This is a genomic window from Pseudomonas sp. G.S.17 (genome assembly GCF_038096165.1).
GTDB lineage: Bacteria > Pseudomonadota > Gammaproteobacteria > Pseudomonadales > Pseudomonadaceae > Aquipseudomonas.
In genome coordinates this window covers 5,977,032-5,992,276 of the sequence record NZ_CP151076.1, presented here as the reverse complement: position 1 = coordinate 5,992,276, position 15,245 = coordinate 5,977,032, and the positions used below count along the sequence as shown (strand labels likewise).

Annotated in this window: 16 protein-coding genes; 9 read left to right on the top strand and 7 right to left on the bottom strand. The window is 58.9% G+C overall.

Annotated elements, in window-relative coordinates:
- Window positions 1–54 precede the first annotated feature (54 nt).
- Together AABC73_RS27955 and AABC73_RS27950 are read left to right on the top strand one after the other, a co-directional pair.
- Window positions 55–342 (top strand): DUF2782 domain-containing protein, encoded by a 288-nt coding sequence (locus AABC73_RS27955; RefSeq protein ID WP_020293359.1) that lies wholly within the window; start codon window positions 55–57, stop codon window positions 340–342.
- Window positions 343–378: 36 nt separating this feature from the next.
- Complete coding sequence (locus AABC73_RS27950; RefSeq protein WP_341521776.1) at window positions 379–1,329, top strand: homoserine kinase; 951 nt, start codon at window positions 379–381, stop codon at window positions 1,327–1,329.
- Window positions 1,330–1,456: 127 nt separating this feature from the next.
- Here AABC73_RS27950 and AABC73_RS27945 read toward each other — a convergent pair whose 3' ends face one another.
- Window positions 1,457–2,380: a zinc ABC transporter substrate-binding protein gene (locus tag AABC73_RS27945; protein WP_341521775.1), complete on the bottom strand. Its 924-nt coding sequence runs from the start codon at window positions 2,378–2,380 to the stop codon at window positions 1,457–1,459.
- Window positions 2,381–2,447: 67 nt separating this feature from the next.
- On the opposite strand from AABC73_RS27945, the gene AABC73_RS27940 reads away from it, so the two are divergent.
- Genes AABC73_RS27940 through AABC73_RS27925 form a run of 4 tightly spaced genes read left to right on the top strand, consistent with a single transcriptional unit; the run spans window position 2,448 to window position 5,262 of the window.
- The gene (locus AABC73_RS27940; RefSeq protein WP_341521774.1) at window positions 2,448–2,930 is read left to right on the top strand and encodes a Fur family transcriptional regulator; all 483 of its coding nucleotides are present in this window, start codon (window positions 2,448–2,450) and stop codon (window positions 2,928–2,930) included.
- Window positions 2,930–3,727 carry a zinc ABC transporter ATP-binding protein ZnuC gene (gene znuC, locus AABC73_RS27935; protein WP_341521773.1) on the top strand — a complete coding sequence of 266 codons (798 nt, stop codon included), beginning with the start codon at window positions 2,930–2,932 and terminating at the stop codon, window positions 3,725–3,727. The genes AABC73_RS27940 and znuC overlap by 1 nt, the downstream gene beginning before the upstream one ends.
- On the top strand, window positions 3,720–4,508 hold the full coding sequence (gene znuB / locus AABC73_RS27930) for a zinc ABC transporter permease subunit ZnuB (RefSeq protein ID WP_341521772.1): 789 nt from the start codon (window positions 3,720–3,722) through the stop codon (window positions 4,506–4,508). Before znuC ends, znuB begins: the two co-directional genes overlap by 8 nt.
- 37 nt (window positions 4,509–4,545) lie before the next feature.
- Window positions 4,546–5,262, top strand: a complete 717-nt coding sequence (locus AABC73_RS27925) for a PA5502 family lipoprotein (RefSeq protein ID WP_341521771.1) — start codon at window positions 4,546–4,548, stop codon at window positions 5,260–5,262.
- Window positions 5,263–5,376: 114 nt separating this feature from the next.
- On the opposite strand, the gene katE is transcribed toward AABC73_RS27925, so the two are convergent.
- A complete protein-coding gene (katE, locus tag AABC73_RS27920; protein ID WP_341521770.1) occupies window positions 5,377–7,524 on the bottom strand; it encodes a catalase HPII in 2,148 nt (715 codons plus the stop codon).
- Between the two features lie 373 nt (window positions 7,525–7,897).
- Here katE and AABC73_RS27915 point away from each other — a divergent pair, with 373 nt between their 5' ends.
- The 3 genes from AABC73_RS27915 to AABC73_RS27905 all read left to right on the top strand — a co-directional run bounded on the left by AABC73_RS27915 (window position 7,898) and on the right by AABC73_RS27905 (window position 10,427).
- Window positions 7,898–8,905 carry a methionine ABC transporter ATP-binding protein gene (locus tag AABC73_RS27915; RefSeq protein ID WP_341521769.1) on the top strand — a complete coding sequence of 336 codons (1,008 nt, stop codon included), beginning with the start codon at window positions 7,898–7,900 and terminating at the stop codon, window positions 8,903–8,905.
- Window positions 8,905–9,579, top strand: coding sequence for a methionine ABC transporter permease (locus AABC73_RS27910; RefSeq protein ID WP_341521768.1), 675 nt, complete (start codon window positions 8,905–8,907; stop codon window positions 9,577–9,579). Before AABC73_RS27915 ends, AABC73_RS27910 begins: the two co-directional genes overlap by 1 nt.
- 65 nt (window positions 9,580–9,644) lie before the next feature.
- Window positions 9,645–10,427 carry a MetQ/NlpA family ABC transporter substrate-binding protein gene (locus tag AABC73_RS27905; RefSeq protein WP_341521767.1) on the top strand — a complete coding sequence of 261 codons (783 nt, stop codon included), beginning with the start codon at window positions 9,645–9,647 and terminating at the stop codon, window positions 10,425–10,427.
- 66 nt (window positions 10,428–10,493) lie between these two features.
- On the opposite strand, the gene AABC73_RS27900 is transcribed toward AABC73_RS27905, so the two are convergent.
- The 5 genes from AABC73_RS27900 to AABC73_RS27880 form a co-directional block, all read right to left on the bottom strand.
- On the bottom strand, window positions 10,494–11,291 hold the full coding sequence (locus AABC73_RS27900) for a TSUP family transporter (protein WP_341521766.1): 798 nt from the start codon (window positions 11,289–11,291) through the stop codon (window positions 10,494–10,496).
- A 32-nt stretch (window positions 11,292–11,323) separates the two neighbouring features.
- Window positions 11,324–12,349, bottom strand: a complete 1,026-nt coding sequence (locus AABC73_RS27895; RefSeq protein ID WP_341521765.1) for a hypothetical protein — start codon at window positions 12,347–12,349, stop codon at window positions 11,324–11,326.
- 245 nt (window positions 12,350–12,594) lie between these two features.
- Window positions 12,595–13,227: an SCO family protein gene (locus AABC73_RS27890; RefSeq protein ID WP_341521764.1), complete on the bottom strand. Its 633-nt coding sequence runs from the start codon at window positions 13,225–13,227 to the stop codon at window positions 12,595–12,597.
- Entirely contained in the window at window positions 13,224–14,123 is a 900-nt protein-coding gene (gene cyoE, locus AABC73_RS27885) for a heme o synthase (protein WP_341521763.1), read from the bottom strand. The genes AABC73_RS27890 and cyoE overlap by 4 nt, the downstream gene beginning before the upstream one ends.
- Window positions 14,124–14,128: 5 nt before the next feature.
- Window positions 14,129–15,241, bottom strand: coding sequence for a COX15/CtaA family protein (locus tag AABC73_RS27880; protein WP_341521762.1), 1,113 nt, complete (start codon window positions 15,239–15,241; stop codon window positions 14,129–14,131).
- Between the last annotated feature and the right edge of the window lie 4 nt (window positions 15,242–15,245).

The following is a 15,245-nucleotide window of genomic DNA, read 5'->3' as shown; positions in this document are numbered from 1 at the left end:
GCGGGGTCGGCGCTAGAATGCGCGGACCATTGACGACAAAGGGACAAGGTTATCATGCGTACGACAAATCGCTTGTTGCTGGCGGGCCTGTTTGCATTCTGCCCGCTGATTGCTGTTGCTGCGGACGATGCACCGTCGGCAGATCCAGATGTAACGATCCGCACCGAAGGCGACAAGACCATCCAGGAGTACCGCCAGAACGGATTTCTGTATGCAATCAAAATCACGCCAAAGGGCGGCAAGCCTTATTTTCTGGTGCGCGCCGATGGCACTGACGCCAATTTCATTCGTTCAGACCAGCCGGATATGCTGATTCCTTCGTGGAAAATATTCGAGTGGTAACGTCCCACATTCACTTTTTTTGCTGGCAGTCCTGATATGTCCGTGTTCACCCCTCTGGCTCGGCCCGAGCTGGAAACTTTTCTCGCCCCTTACGGGCTTGGCCGTCTGCGCGATTTCCAAGGCATCGCCGCCGGCAGCGAGAACACCAACTACTTCATCAGCCTGGAGCAGGGCGAATTCGTCCTGACTCTGGTCGAGCGCGGGCCGGTTCAGGATTTGCCGTTCTTCATTGAATTGCTGGATGTACTGCACGAAGCGGACCTGCCGGTGCCTTACGCGCTGCGCACCACGGACGGCAGCGCGTTGCGCGAGCTGGCCGGCAAACCGGCGCTGTTGCAGCCGCGCCTGCCGGGCAAGCACATCAGTGAGCCGAACACGCAGCATTGCGTGCAGATTGGTGAGTTGTTGGGGCATCTGCACCTGGCGACCCGCGACCACGTGCTGGAGCGCAAGACTGATCGCGGGCTGGACTGGATGCTGACTGAAGGTGCCGAACTGGTTTCGCACCTTGATCCGGCATCGGGCCAGTTGCTGGAAACCGCGCTGGAAGAAATCGAGCGGCTCAAGCCGAAAATCATGGCATTGCCGCGCTCCAATCTGCATGCCGACCTGTTTCGGGACAACGCGCTATTCGAAGGCACGCACCTGACCGGGCTGATCGACTTTTACAACGCCTGTTCCGGGCCGATGCTTTACGACCTGGCGATTGCGCTGAACGACTGGTGCTCGCGGGAAGACGGCCAGATCGACCCGCAACGCGCCCGCGCCATGCTCGGCGCCTACGCCGCGCTGCGCCCGTTCACCTCAGGTGAAGCCGAATTGTGGCCGACCATGCTACGCGTGGGCTGCGTCAGGTTCTGGCTATCGCGCCTGATCGCCGCCGAATCCAACGCCGGGCAAGACGTACTGATCCACGACCCGATGGAGTTCCAGAAACGCCTGGAACAGCGCCAGGAAACGCATATTCCGTTGCCGTTTGCGTTGTAGGCCGCCAATCATTTTTGAGAGCGAGCTTGTGTGGGAGCTTGCTCGCGAATCAGGCTCACTTCGGTGCGTCAGATACACCGCGTTAGGGTTCTTCGCGAGCAAGCTCGGCTCCCACAGGTCCCCTGGCTTACAACGACTCCAGGCACCCAACCAGATCATCCCCAAGCGTGCTCAACAGCAGCTCATAACCTTGGGCGTTGATCGGGGTGTCGCTGCCGAGGGCGTCGAGTTCCGCCAGTTTTGCCGGCAGGCCTGCGGTCAGGGTTTCGGCCAGGCGTGGGCGCAATGGCGGTTCGCTGAATACGCAGGTCTTGCCCATTTCGGTCAGGCGCTCGCGCATCGCCGCAACATGCCGGGCGCCCGGCCGGACTTCTGCCGCAACGCTGAACACGCCCGCATGCTTGAGGCCATAGGCATCTTCGAAATAATCGAACGCTTCGTGAAACACAAAATACGGCTTGCCGGAAATTCCTGCGACACGGGCCTTGATCCGCGTATCCAGCGCATCCAGCCGCGTGTTGAAGGCCTGGGCGTTGCTGCTGTAACGCGCGGCATTGGCCGGGTCGGCGGCGCTCAGGTCGGCGGCCATCTTCGCGGCGATCACCCGGGCATTGAACGATGACAACCACAAATGCGCGTCAAGACTGCCTGGACGGTGATCATGGTCGTGCTCGTCCGGGTCTTCTTCCTCATGGGAAGCGCTGTCCGCAGCAAAGTGGCGTAGGCGCATGCCCGGCAGCGACTGGACATCGACAGTAGGCAATGTGCGATTTTTCAGCACGCGCGGCAGGAAGCTTTCCATGTCCGGGCCGATCCAATAGAGCAGATCCGAGTCGCGAACGCGCCGCACGTCGGATGGCCGCAAAGCATAGTTATGCGGCGACGCGCCCGGCGGCAGCAGCACCTCTGGCGAGCCAACGCCGTCCTGCACAGCTGCGGCAATCAGCTGCAATGGCTTGATGCTGGTGAGGACGTGAACCTCGGCCTGAGCCGGGGCATTTGCCAGGAAACTGGCCGATAAAGCGATGAAAAGGGCAAAAAGACGGTGCACGTGGGCCACTCATTGACGGCGGGAACAGGTAACATAATAACGTCTCTCACAAAAATCGTCGCCGCTCATGCCTATAACACCGTTGGCCAGTCGTCCCCATGATCACTCCCACTGCGTGCACACCGCGCTCGCCGAGGCCGATGCGCTTTGCGCCGAGAAAGGCCTGCGCCTGACCGCATTGCGTCGTCGCGTCCTGGAATTGGTCTGGCACAGTCATAACCCCTTGGGTGCCTACGACATCCTCGCGGTCCTCAGCGAAGAAGACGGTCGCCGCGCCGCGCCGCCGACGGTCTATCGGGCACTGGATTTCCTGCTGGAAAACGGTCTGGTGCATCGCATCGCATCGCTCAACGCCTTCACCGGCTGCAATCACCCGACCCACGCCCATCAGGGCCAGTTCCTGATTTGCCGGGAATGCCACGCCGCCATTGAGTTGCAGCATCCGGCCATCAGCGATGCGGTGATTGCCGCTGCGGCCGAAGTCGGCTTCGCGGTGGAAGGCCAGACCGTGGAAATCGTCGGTATCTGTTCCGGCTGCAAGGCAGCCTGATGAGCAATGCACTGATCACCCTTGAGCAGGTGCGCGTCACGCTGTCCGGGCAAAACGTGCTGGAAAACATCCAGCTGAGCGTCAAGCCAGGGGAAATCGTCACGTTGATCGGGCCCAACGGCGCGGGCAAGACCACGCTGGTGCGTGCGGTGCTCGGCCTGCTCACCCCGGATTCCGGTAAGGTCTGGCGCAAGCCGAAACTGCGCGTGGGCTACATGCCGCAAAAACTGCACATCGACGCGACATTGCCGCTGTCGGTGCTGCGCTTTTTGCGTCTGGTGCCGGGCGTGGATCGCGCGGCAGCCCTTGCCGCATTGGCCGAAGTCGGTGCCGAAAAGGTCATCGACAGCCCATTGCAGAGTGTTTCCGGCGGGGAAATGCAGCGCGTGCTGCTCGCCCGCGCGTTGTTGCGCGAACCGGAATTGCTGGTGCTGGACGAGCCGGTGCAAGGTGTTGACGTGGCCGGGCAGGCCGAGCTTTACAGCCTGATCACCCGTCTGCGGGATCGTCACGGCTGCGGCGTGTTGATGGTTTCCCACGACTTGCATCTGGTGATGAGCACCACCGATCAGGTGGTGTGCCTGAATCGCCATGTGTGCTGCTCCGGCCACCCGGAGCAGGTCAGTCATGACCCGGCGTTCGTCGAGCTGTTCGGCAAGAACGCCCAGAGCCTGGCGATTTATCACCACCATCACGACCACGCCCATGACCTGCATGGCGAAGTCGTGGCGGACGCCGCGGAACCCGCGCCTCACACCCACAATCACGTTCATGGAGATAGCTGCAAGCATGGCTGATTTTCTACTGTATGCCTTGCTTGCCGGGCTGGCGTTGGCGCTGGTGGCCGGGCCGTTGGGCTCGTTCGTGGTCTGGCGGCGCATGGCTTATTTTGGCGATACGTTGTCCCACGCGGCATTGTTGGGCGTTGCCTTGGGCTTTTTGCTGGATGTCAGCCCGACCATCGCGGTGACTGTCGGCTGTCTGTTGCTGGCAGTTCTGCTAGTGACCCTGCAACAGCGTCAGCCGCTGGCGTCGGACACGCTGCTGGGGATTCTGGCGCCAAGCACATTGTCTCTGGGCCTTGTGGTGCTGAGCTTCATGCACGACGTGCGCATCGACCTGATGGCTTATCTGTTCGGCGATCTGCTGGCGATCAGCCCGACGGATCTGGCCTGGATTCTCGGCGGCGCGGCAGCGGTGCTGGCGTTGATCATCGCGCTGTGGCGGCCATTGCTGGCGATCACCGTGCATGAAGAGCTGGCCAAGGTCGAAGGTTTGCCCGTAGCGGCGCTGCGCATGACCTTGATGCTGCTGATCGCGGTGGTTATTGCCGTGGCGATGAAGATTGTCGGTGTATTGCTCATCACTTCGCTGCTGATCATTCCGGCGGCTGCGGCACAGCGTCACGCCCGTTCGCCGGAGCAGATGGCACTGGGCGCGAGCGTGTTGGGCGTGGCCGCGGTGTGTATTGGCCTGTCCATGTCATGGTTCAAGGACACCCCCGCCGGACCCTCGATTGTGGTGTCGGCAGCAGCGTTATTTCTGCTCAGTTTTGTTCTACCCAAGCGGGCGGTGTAGACTTGCTCGTTTTTTGCGCAATTAGAGAATCGCAGGAATGAAGCCGTTTGCATCCCGTTATCTGCTGCTTGCCGCATTTTCCATCCTGTTGGGTGCCTGTCAGAGTGCGCCCACTGTTGAGGCGCCCGCGCCCGAGACACCCCCTGACGCGTTCGCACAGCTGGAGCAAAGTATCACCAGCAGTGAATTGGCGACCGCCGAAGATCAGCTGGCTGCGCTACAAGCTGCTGCGCCCACTGATATCCGCCTGGAGCAATTTCAGCGGCGTCTGGCCGAGGCTTATTTGAGCCGCAGCCAGATCGTGCTGCAAAAGGGCGACGTCAATGCTGCCGCGACGGCACTTAGCCGCGCTCGCGCGCTAATGCCCACGGCTCCGGCGCTGACCAGTGGCGTCAACGGTGCCATTGCCCACGCCCGTAAGGCCGAGCTGGACAAGGCTGAAGCTGATTTAAAAGCAGCCGAAGCCAGGCGCATCGCCAAACTGATCGATCCCACGGCAGAAAGCACGACGATTGCATTGAAAATTGGCGATATGGTGCAACTGCGTCGCCAACTGGATGCCATCGCCGCTGATACCGTGGCATTCAATTGTGATGTGGTGCTGCAAGTGCCGCGCACTGAAGACTATCCATGGCTGGCCACGTTGTTAACCAAACGGGTGAACAAGATTAATCCGGATTTCGAGCTGGACCTGCGCCGCGTGATCGAGCGCAATGAGAAGGCCCAGATCGTGCTCAAGCCTGCTCAGTTGTAAAGAACGACAAATAAGTGGGAGCGAGCTTGCTCGCGAAGGTGTATCAGCCAGTAGGTAGCCGGCGGATGTACAGATGCCTTCGCGAGCAAGCTCGCTCCCACAATACTTACAGCCTTAAGCCGGAATCGCCTTGGCCTTAGGCTCGCGAGCCCAGACCCGATGCTGGGCAATCGCGTCGAAGAACGTCTTGAACGACGCACTATCGGCAACTTCCAGCAAGCCGGCATCCAGATCCAGATGCAGCAACTTCACCAATTCCTTGGCTTCGGCGCTGAACGAGATGGCCTTGAGGTGCTTGTAGGCTTCCAGCACATAGTGCAGCGCCACGCCGTCGCCACTCAGTGCCTTGACCGAAGCAGCACCGCCCGGAATGAACACCGCGTCGAATGCCACCGAAGGCAAGCCTTCCATTGAAGCGTCCACGGCCAGAGTTGCGCCGCCAGCAGTCTTGACCGGCGCCGAGGTCGGGCCAAGCACTTTGGAATGCGCGCCTTGTGCCTCCAGTGCGGCCTTCATCGCCGCCACGGCTTTGTCGTCCACGCCGTCAGCCACCAGAATTGCCACTTTGCGCGAAACGATGTCCCCGGAAAGCAGATTGGCCTGGCTCAGCAGCGGCGATTCTTTGATGGACGTCGATTTGGCGGGCACGGTCCCGGCTTTCGGCGCTGGCAGGCCCAGGTTCGCCGCTACTCGACTGGCCAGTTCCAGATCGATGTTGGCGAGGATTTCATTCACCTGACGCGCACGGATGTGTTCGCGATCCACTTTGCCCAGCTCGAAGCTGTACGCCGCAATGATGTGCTCTTTCTCGTGGTGGCTCATGCTGTTGAAGAACAGCGTTGCCTGAGAGAAGTGATCGCCGAACGACTCGCTACGCTCGCGTACTTTGTGGGCTTCAACACGCTCGTGATACGTCTCGAAGCCGCCGTCTACCGGGCCTGCCGGGGTTTCTTTCGGCCAGCCGCCGTCAATCGAATTCGGCTCGTAACTCGCACGGCCTTTGTCGATGGTCGTGCGGTGCTGCGCATCACGTTGACCATTATGGTTCGGCGCAACCGGGCGGTTGATCGGGATTTCGTGGAAGTTCGGCCCGCCCAGGCGGCTGATCTGCGTGTCGGTGTAGGAAAACAGGCGACCTTGCAGCAGCGGATCGTTGGAGAAGTCGATACCGGGCACGATGTGGCCAGGGCAGAACGCGACTTGCTCGGTTTCCGCAAAGAAGTTGTCCGGGTTGCGGTTGAGTACCATTTTGCCCAGCGGCGTTACCGGTACCAGCTCTTCGGGGATGATTTTGGTTGGATCGAGCAGGTCGAAGTCGAACTTGTGCTCGTCTTCTTCGGCCACGATCTGCACGCCCAGCTCCCATTCCGGGTAATCACCGGTTTCAATGGATTCCCACAGGTCGCGGCGGTGGAAGTCAGTGTCCTTGCCGGCGAGTTTCTGCGCTTCGTCCCAGACCAGCGAACAGGTGCCGAACTTCGGTTTCCAGTGGAATTTGACGAAGCTCGATTTGCCGTCGGCGTTGATCATGCGGAACGTGTGCACACCAAAGCCTTGCATGGTGCGCAGGCTTTTCGGGATGGCGCGGTCGGACATGGTCCAGAGCACCATATGCGCCGATTCCGGCACCAGCGAAACAAAATCCCAGAACGTGTCGTGAGCGGAACCGCCAGTCGGGATTTCGTTATGCGGCTCAGGCTTCACGGCGTGAACGAAGTCTGGAAACTTGATCGCGTCCTGAATGAAAAACACCGGCATGTTGTTGCCGACCAGATCGTAGTTGCCTTCGCCGGTATAAAACTTGACCGAAAAACCACGCACGTCGCGCACGGTATCGCCCGAGCCGCGCGGGCCTTGTACGGTAGAGAAGCGCGCGAACACCGGGGTTTTCTTGCCCGGATCACGCAGGAATTCAGCCTTGCTCAGCGCGGAGTGATTTTCATAGGTCTGGAAATAACCGTGAGCGCCGGTACCACGGGCGTGGACGATCCGCTCCGGGATGCGCTCGTGGTCGAAGTGGGTGATCTTCTCGCGCATGATGAAATCTTCAAGCAGCGATGGACCGCGCGCGCCCACTTTCAGCGTGTTCTGGTTATCGGAAACTTTCACGCCCTGATTGGTGCGCAGGGCCTGATTGGTGGCGTCGGAGCGAAACTGTTCTAGGCTCTCGAGCTTTTCGTTGGTATTGCCCCGGTCGAGCGTGTCGGTGCCAGCCAGGTCACTTTTGGTGCTGGGTGCAATGGGTGTCTTTTTAGTAGCCATCAGGCAAAAACTCCTCGGTTCAGAATGGCCCGTATGCTCGATTCGGCAGGGCTCAAACAAGCGGAATTCCCCCGCACGGTACAGGGGGAAGTCGCGATGCTCATTTAGTGACCGGGGAGAAAATCAGCCGTTCCGTGAATTTTTCAATCTTCGGTTGGCCGGTATCGGGTAGGTCGCGTTCCAATCCCAGCGTTTTTTACGAAACCACTGATCGCCTTATGCCAAAATCGCAGGCCGCTTATGAAATAAATGCTAAATACCTCTTGGCGGACAGGCTAAAATGCGCGCCCGGCTTATCCAGCCGTTGCGAAGCAGCCCGTGTGCGTCCTGCCACTGCGCTGATTTTTTACCGCGCCCCCACAAGGTTCGCTACGTGATCGAGTTTCATAACGTCCACAAAACCTATCGGGTGGCAGGCAAGGAAATTCCGGCCCTGCACCCCACCAGCCTGCGCGTCGAAGACGGCCAGGTGTTCGGCCTCATCGGCCATTCCGGCGCCGGCAAAAGTACCTTGCTGCGCCTGATCAATCGCCTGGAAACCCCGAGCGGCGGGCAGATCATTGTTGACGACGAAGACGTTACGGCACTGGACGCCAACGGCTTGCGGCGCTTTCGTCAGCAGGTCGGGATGATCTTCCAGCACTTCAACCTGCTGGCGTCCAAGACCGTGGCCGACAACGTTGCCATGCCGCTGACGCTGGCGGGCGACATGTCCCGCAAACAGATCGACCAGCGCGTCGCAGAATTGCTGGAGCGCGTGGGCTTGTCCGATCACGCGAAGAAGTATCCGTCGCAGTTGTCAGGCGGCCAGAAACAACGCGTCGGCATCGCCCGGGCCCTGGCCACCAAGCCGAAAATCCTGCTGTGCGACGAAGCCACCAGCGCGCTGGACCCGCAAACCACGGCGTCGGTCCTGCAATTGCTGGCCGAGATCAATCGCGAGTTGAAGCTGACCATTGTCCTGATTACCCACGAGATGGATGTGATTCGTCGCGTCTGCGATCACGTGGCGGTGATGGATGCGGGTGTGATTGTCGAGCAAGGCACCGTTGCGGACGTGTTCCTGCATCCGCAGCACGTGACCACCAAGCGCTTTGTTCAGGAACACGAGCAGATCGACGAAAGCGAACAGCGCGATGACTTCGCCCACGTTGAAGGCCGCATCGTGCGCCTGACGTTCCAGGGCCAGGCCACTTACGCACCGCTGCTGGGTACCGTCGCCCGGGAAACTGGCGTCGATTACAGCATCCTCGCCGGTCGTATCGACCGCATCAAAGACACCCCTTACGGGCAACTGACGCTGGCCATCACTGGCGGCGACATGGACGCCGCGTTCGCGCGCTTCACCGCTGCGGATGTCGACATGGAGGTGCTGCGCTGATGCAAGCTTTCATCGAACTGTTTTCCAACGTCGACTGGCAGGAAATCTGGATCGCCACCGGCGATACCCTGAACATGCTCGTGGTTTCCCTGGGCTTCACGGTGCTGTTCGGCCTGCCGCTGGGCGTGCTGCTGTTCCTGACTTCGCCGCGCCAATTGCTGGAAAACAAGCCGCTGTATTCGGTGCTATCAATCGCGGTCAACCTGCTGCGCGCCTTGCCGTTCATCATTTTGCTGATTGTGATGATGCCGCTGACGCAGATCATCACCGGAACTTCCCTGGGGATCCTCGGCACTTTGCCGCCGCTGATCGCCGGAGCCACGCCGTTCTTTGCGCGACTGGTCGAGACGGCGCTGCGTGAAGTCGACAAAGGCATCATCGAAGCGACCCAGGCCATGGGCGCCACCACGCGGCAGATCATCGTCAAGGCGCTGCTGCCGGAAGCGCGCCCCGGCATTCTTGCGGCGATTACTGTGACCGCGATTGCGCTGGTGTCGTTTACTGCAATGGCCGGTGCCGTCGGCGCTGGCGGCCTGGGTGATCTGGCGATTCGCTACGGTTACCAGCGTTTCCAGAACGATGTGATGTTCGTGACGGTCGTATTGCTGTTGGTGCTGGTGCAGATCCTGCAAACCATCGGCGACAAACTGGTCGCGCACTACACACACCGATAATTGAATTGGCTGGTGATGAACCAGCAAATGCCCGCCACACGGCGCGCACTCAAGGGAGTTGATCCATGAAAAAGCTGTTGGCCGTATTTGCCGCTGTGGCCGCGTTGTCCGCGCACGCCGATGAAACCCTGACCGTCGCTGCCAGCGCCGTGCCCCACGCCGAGATTCTCGAGTTCGTGAAACCGACGTTGGCCAAAGAAGGCGTGGACTTGCAGATCAAGGTCTTCAACGACTATGTGCAGCCGAACCTGCAGGTTGCGGAAAAGCGCATGGACGCCAACTTCTTCCAGCACCAGCCGTATCTGGATGAGTTCAACAAAGGCAAGGGCACTGATCTGGTCAGCGTCGGCAAGGTTCACGTCGAACCGTTCGGCGCGTACTCCGAAAAGTACAAGTCCTTGACTGAACTGAGCGAAGGCCCCGATGGCATCAACGTTGCCATCCCTAACGACGCCACCAATGAAGGCCGTGCGCTGCTGCTGCTGGCCAAGGCTGGCCTGATCACCCTGAAGGACCCGACCAGCATCCTGGCGACGCCTAAGGACGTGCTGCAAAACCCGAAAAACCTGAAGTTCCGCGAACTGGAAGCCGCAACCTTGCCAAGGGTGCTGACTCAGGTTGACCTGGCGTTGATCAACACCAACTTTGCGCTGGCGGCCAAGCTTGATCCGACCAAGGATGCGCTGATCATCGAAGGTGCCGAATCGCCTTACGCCAACATCCTGGTGACCCGCACCGAGAACAAGGACGCCGACGCAGTCAAAAAACTCGTCGCCGCCTTGCAGAGCCCGGAAGTGAAAGCGTTCATTCTTGAGAAATACAAAGGCGCTGTGGTTCCAGCGTTCTGATTTGAATCCAGCGAGCCCGCTCCTACGGGGGCGGGGCAGCGATTGCGTTACTGGGATGTGACCAAATTAAAAACGCAATGTGGACAGAATCAATGCCCCAAGCGGATTTTCATCGGCCATAACCAGTTTTACGGCCATGATAAAACAAACCGTAATTAACATCGGCCTGATCAAATGGGCTCCAAATCGGACAGCACATCGAGCGCCCAACTGTGCTCCGACAAAAGCGGCAGCAGCCATGGTCAAGGCAATGGGCAAGATGATTGCTCCCTTCCAGGCAAAAACGGTAAGCGCACCCAGATTGCAGGACGCATTCAAGAACTTGCTGTTCGACATGGCGCGCAGGATTCCCTGGCCCATCAGCATGACGAAAGCGACCATAAAAAAAGAGCCAACGCCGGGGCCAAAGACACCGTCATAGAATCCAATCAACGGGGCAATGATCACTGTAAAAACCAGAATTGAAACTCTGGCTTTTCGTTGCACATCGTCCAGTTTTGGAGCGAGGGCGAAGTAGGTCGCCACGATGATGAGCAATATCGGAACGATGAACTCTAGCGCCATCTTTGGAAGGTAACTGATCGAAAGCGCTCCCAAGGCACCTCCAAGGAAAGACATCACAGCCATTGGCGCGCCCCGACGCCACTCAATCAGTCCTTTTCGCGCAAAGGCGACGGTGGCGGATAACGTTGCGGACGCGGCCTGGAATTTGTTCGTCGCAATTGCCGCTACCGGATCAATGCCCGCCATGAATAGTGCCGGCAAAGTAATAAGGCCACCCCCGCCCGCAATGGCATCAAAAAAACCTGCCAGAAAAGCGACAGCCGCCAGCGATAAAAGAATCGTGATGTCTATTTCAATCAAAAGCTCACCTCTGACACTTGGGATATGTTGTATTAGCCTTGTACGATAAGTGGGTCGTCGCTCAGGATTATGGGCTCGGCAAATCTGGAGTACCCAAACAGGCGAACAAGCAGACGACGATTATCCTGGATGATTTCCCGGCAATGCAGGGCACGGGAATTGTTAATGATCAGCGCAGAGGATGGCTGCAATACAAAAGCGAAGGGTGTTGCTGACTGAATGCGAGATTTGAAATTCATGAACGCTTGCTTGACCAGCGGGGTTGCGTCGGGGAGTACAGAAAACCGGTAGTTGTTATACCTTACTGAGAACTCGCCTTGCGGATCAAATTCAAGGATCGAGACGCTACTGTCCTGCTCACCCTTACCCTTCACAAAAGAATCACTTCGGGTATATCTAAATGAGGGGGAAGTCAAAGCCAGCGCATCCCTTATGCCAATTTCATCCAGAATTCTGCCTAGAGGGATTACCTGTGTTGGTTCATCAAGTGGATTCCAAAGGGCAGTGAGAATAAGGGATGATGGCGCTGGGGAGTGCAAATCCCGGGAATGAACGGAGCAGTGATAGGGTGCTTCGGTGTGAGGTCCTAAACCTGCACCTGCGTGCGAGCTCAAATTGACGGGATGGGCGGGGCCTTCATCATCACGCGGGTTTCGACCGTCCCCTTTGAAGTTAGCGACGAAACGAACTATTTTGCCGTCGTTATCCATATCAAAGGCAAAGGGCCTTTGCTGAACGAGGCATAGCAGTAATTGATTGCGGGCCGCCAGATAATTGCCACGGGAGTCGTACTCAAGTTCAGCGAGCGAGGGCAATACATCCGGGATATCGAAATCATCCGGAACCAGCATTCCCGTGAACATCAGCACAGCCAGGTGACCGTCTGCGTAGTTATCCAGATACGTTTTTTGTTTTACGCTGAGTTTTGAAACAAACAACTCAGCGTAGTGTTTCGCAATTTTCTGAACGCCAGAAACTGAGGGGCCACCCGCATCAGCCAGATGTCGGGTAAAAACATCCAGTGTTGATGCCTGATGTTCATTCAGAATGATTTCCACGACTTCTATCAGATCATCTGAGGGTGGATGCAATTTATACATTCAGCAAAAATACTCAGGCTAATAATTTGCAGGAACAGCGATGCCCACAAAAATAAGCTATTAATCCCTGGCAAATAACATACATATTTATATGCGGGTGTACCAAATCTTTATCCGTCCACCATTTTTGTAGGAGCCAACTTGCTGGCGAGGCGTTGATCCGAATATTGCCTCGCGAACAAGTTCGCTCCTAAGGTGAACGGTTATTTGCGCTGCAACAACCCTGGCAACTGCGCCACCAGCTTTTGGTTATTCAATGGCGCACGGATGAACCCGCGTTGCGTGCCGTCCGGGCCGAGCAGGGCCAGGTTGCCGCTGTGATCCACGGTGTAGTTCGGCTTGCTGGTGTCGGCGGGTATGAACGGGATGCTCACCGCGTTGGCCAGTTTCTGGATGTCCGCAACGGACGCCGTCAGGCCGATGAACTCCTTGTCGAAATACCCCAGGTATTGCTTGAGCTGCGCCGGCGTGTCGCGGTTCGGATCGACGCTGATCAGCACCACGCGCAGGTTCGCCAGGACGTCCTTGGGCAGCTCGCTCTTGATCTGCCGCAGCTGGGCGAGGGTGGTCGGGCAAATGTCCGGGCAGAAGGTGTAACCGAAAAACAGCACCGTCCACTTGTCTTTCAATTCGTTGACTACTATCGGCTGGCCATCCTGATTGGTCATTTTCAGGTCGGGCAGGCTGCGGCTTTGCGGCAGCAGGATGACTCCGGCGTCGATCAGCGCAGTCTGGTCGCCCTGGCCCTTGCCCGAGAGCACGCGGTTGACGGTCAGGCCGAGAATCAAGGCGACGATGGCTGCGAGGATAAAAACGGTCTTCTGGGTTCGAGTCATAGGGTCAACAGTAAGTAGTGGTCTACGAGCAGGGCGATGAACAGCAGGAACAAGTAGTAGATAGAGTACTTGAAGGTATTCATCGCCGCGTGCGGCCGAGCGCCACGGTACAACACCCAGGTCCATTGCAGGAAGCGCGCGCCAAGTCCCAGGGCGCAGAGCAGATACAACGGGCCACTCATCTGGATCACATACGGCAGCAGGCTGACCGCCAGCAAGATCAGCGTATAGAACACGATATGCACTTTGGTGTAGTGCTCGCCATGGGTGACCGGCAGCATCGGGATGTCGGCCTTGGCGTATTCCTCCTTGCGATGAATCGCCAGCGCCCAGAAGTGCGGCGGCGTCCAGGCGAAGATGATCAGCATCAGCAACAGCGGTTCGGCGCTGACGTGTCCGGTGACCGCGACCCAACCCAGCAAGGGCGGCGCAGCACCCGCCAGTCCGCCGATGACAATGTTCTGCGGCGTCGCGCGCTTGAGAAAACCGGTGTAGATCACCGCGTAACCCAGCAACGAGGCCAGCGTCAGCCATGCGGTCAGTTGATTGGTGAAGGCCAGCAGCAACGCCTGGCCGCTCAGCGCCAGGATCAGGGCGAAAATCAGCGCAGCGCGTGGCGACACGCGGCCTACAGCAATCGGTCGTTTATGGGTGCGGGCCATCAGCGCGTCAATCCGCCGATCCACCACATGATTGACCACCGCTGCGCCGCCGGCACAACAGGCGATGCCCAGATTGCCGAACACCAGCACCGCCCAGGGCACGCCCGCGCGCGTCGCGAGAAACATGCCCACCAGCGAAGTGATCAGCATCAGCACCACGACCTTGGGCTTGGTCAGCTCCAGATAGTCGCGCCAGAGCGCCTGGTTGTGATGGGCGCGGGTTAGTGTGGTCATGGGAGTTATGATCCCTGTGGGAGCGAGCTTGCTCGCGAAGTGGCAGGTACATTCGGCAGACTATCCGCGCTGCAAATACAGTTTTCGCAAGCAAGCTTGCTCCCACGAACTGCGTGCTCGCTGCGCCTTGGCGCTCGAGCGGACACCCGAACCCGGAAATTAATCAGCACCATACTCAGCATTAACGCCGCGCCGCCTGCGTTATGCGCCACGGCGACCGCCAGTGGCAGATGAAAAAGCACATTGCTGATGCCCAGGCCAATCTGCACTCCCAGCGCCAGCAGTAACAGCGTCGCCATGCCCTTGAAACCGGCTTTCCTGAGCTGCCACGCCAGCGCAAGCAGGGAGAACGTCACCAGCAGCGCACCGATGCGATGGGTCAGGTGAATTGCTGTGCGGGCTTCGCTGTCGAGTTTGCCGCCCAGATAATTCGGGCCGATGTGCTGCGTCAGGTGAAAGCCATTGGCGAAATCCGCCTCCGGCCACCATTGGCCCTGACACGTGGGCAGATCGGTGCAGGCCATCGCCGCATAATTGGAACTGACCCAGCCGCCCAAGGCGATTTGCACGGTCACCAGCAAGATACCGATGGCCGCCATGCGCCGCAGTCGCACCGGCAGTTGCGGCTGGATCGGAAAAGCGCCACTCAGGCGCACCGTCAGCAGAAACAGTAGGCTCAGGGTTGCGACGCCGCCCAGTAAATGCGCGGTGACCACCTGCGGCCAGAGCTTGAGGGTTACCGTCCACATGCCGAATGCCGCCTGGGCAAACACCACGCCGAGCAACACCAGCGGCAGTTTCAGTGGTTGCCCGGCGATATGCCGTCGCTGCCAGGCCTGCGCCGCCAGCAACAGAATCAGCAGCGCCAGCCCTCCGGCGAAATAGCGATGGGTCATCTCGTTCCAGCCTTTTTCGGCATGGACCGGCGTGTCCGGGTAATGCAGTTCGGCGTGGGCCAGCTGCGCCTCGCTGGCTGGCACGCTGATGAAGCCGTAACAACCTGGCCAGTCAGGGCAACCCAGCCCGGCATGGGTCAGCCGCGTGTAGGCACCGAGTAACACCACGAACAGCGCCAGCAGCGTGGCAAGCAGAGCGAGACGAAATCCGGGCTTGGTCATGACG

Bases quoted from the DNA above. Each gene is read 5' to 3' on its own strand.
- AABC73_RS27955 (WP_020293359.1), top strand. From the start codon at position 55: ATGCGTACGACAAATCGCTTGTTGCTGGCGGGCCTGTTTGCATTCTGC.
- AABC73_RS27950 (WP_341521776.1), top strand. From the start codon at position 379: ATGTCCGTGTTCACCCCTCTGGCTCGGCCCGAGCTGGAAACTTTTCTC.
- AABC73_RS27940 (WP_341521774.1), top strand. From the start codon at position 2,448: ATGCCTATAACACCGTTGGCCAGTCGTCCCCATGATCACTCCCACTGC.
- znuC (WP_341521773.1), top strand. From the start codon at position 2,930: ATGAGCAATGCACTGATCACCCTTGAGCAGGTGCGCGTCACGCTGTCC.
- znuB (WP_341521772.1), top strand. From the start codon at position 3,720: ATGGCTGATTTTCTACTGTATGCCTTGCTTGCCGGGCTGGCGTTGGCG.
- AABC73_RS27925 (WP_341521771.1), top strand. From the start codon at position 4,546: ATGAAGCCGTTTGCATCCCGTTATCTGCTGCTTGCCGCATTTTCCATC.
- katE (WP_341521770.1), bottom strand. From the start codon at position 7,524: ATGGCTACTAAAAAGACACCCATTGCACCCAGCACCAAAAGTGACCTG.
- AABC73_RS27910 (WP_341521768.1), top strand. From the start codon at position 8,905: ATGCAAGCTTTCATCGAACTGTTTTCCAACGTCGACTGGCAGGAAATC.
- AABC73_RS27905 (WP_341521767.1), top strand. From the start codon at position 9,645: ATGAAAAAGCTGTTGGCCGTATTTGCCGCTGTGGCCGCGTTGTCCGCG.
- AABC73_RS27890 (WP_341521764.1), bottom strand. From the start codon at position 13,227: ATGACTCGAACCCAGAAGACCGTTTTTATCCTCGCAGCCATCGTCGCC.
- cyoE (WP_341521763.1), bottom strand. From the start codon at position 14,123: ATGACCACACTAACCCGCGCCCATCACAACCAGGCGCTCTGGCGCGAC.
- AABC73_RS27880 (WP_341521762.1), bottom strand. From the start codon at position 15,241: ATGACCAAGCCCGGATTTCGTCTCGCTCTGCTTGCCACGCTGCTGGCG.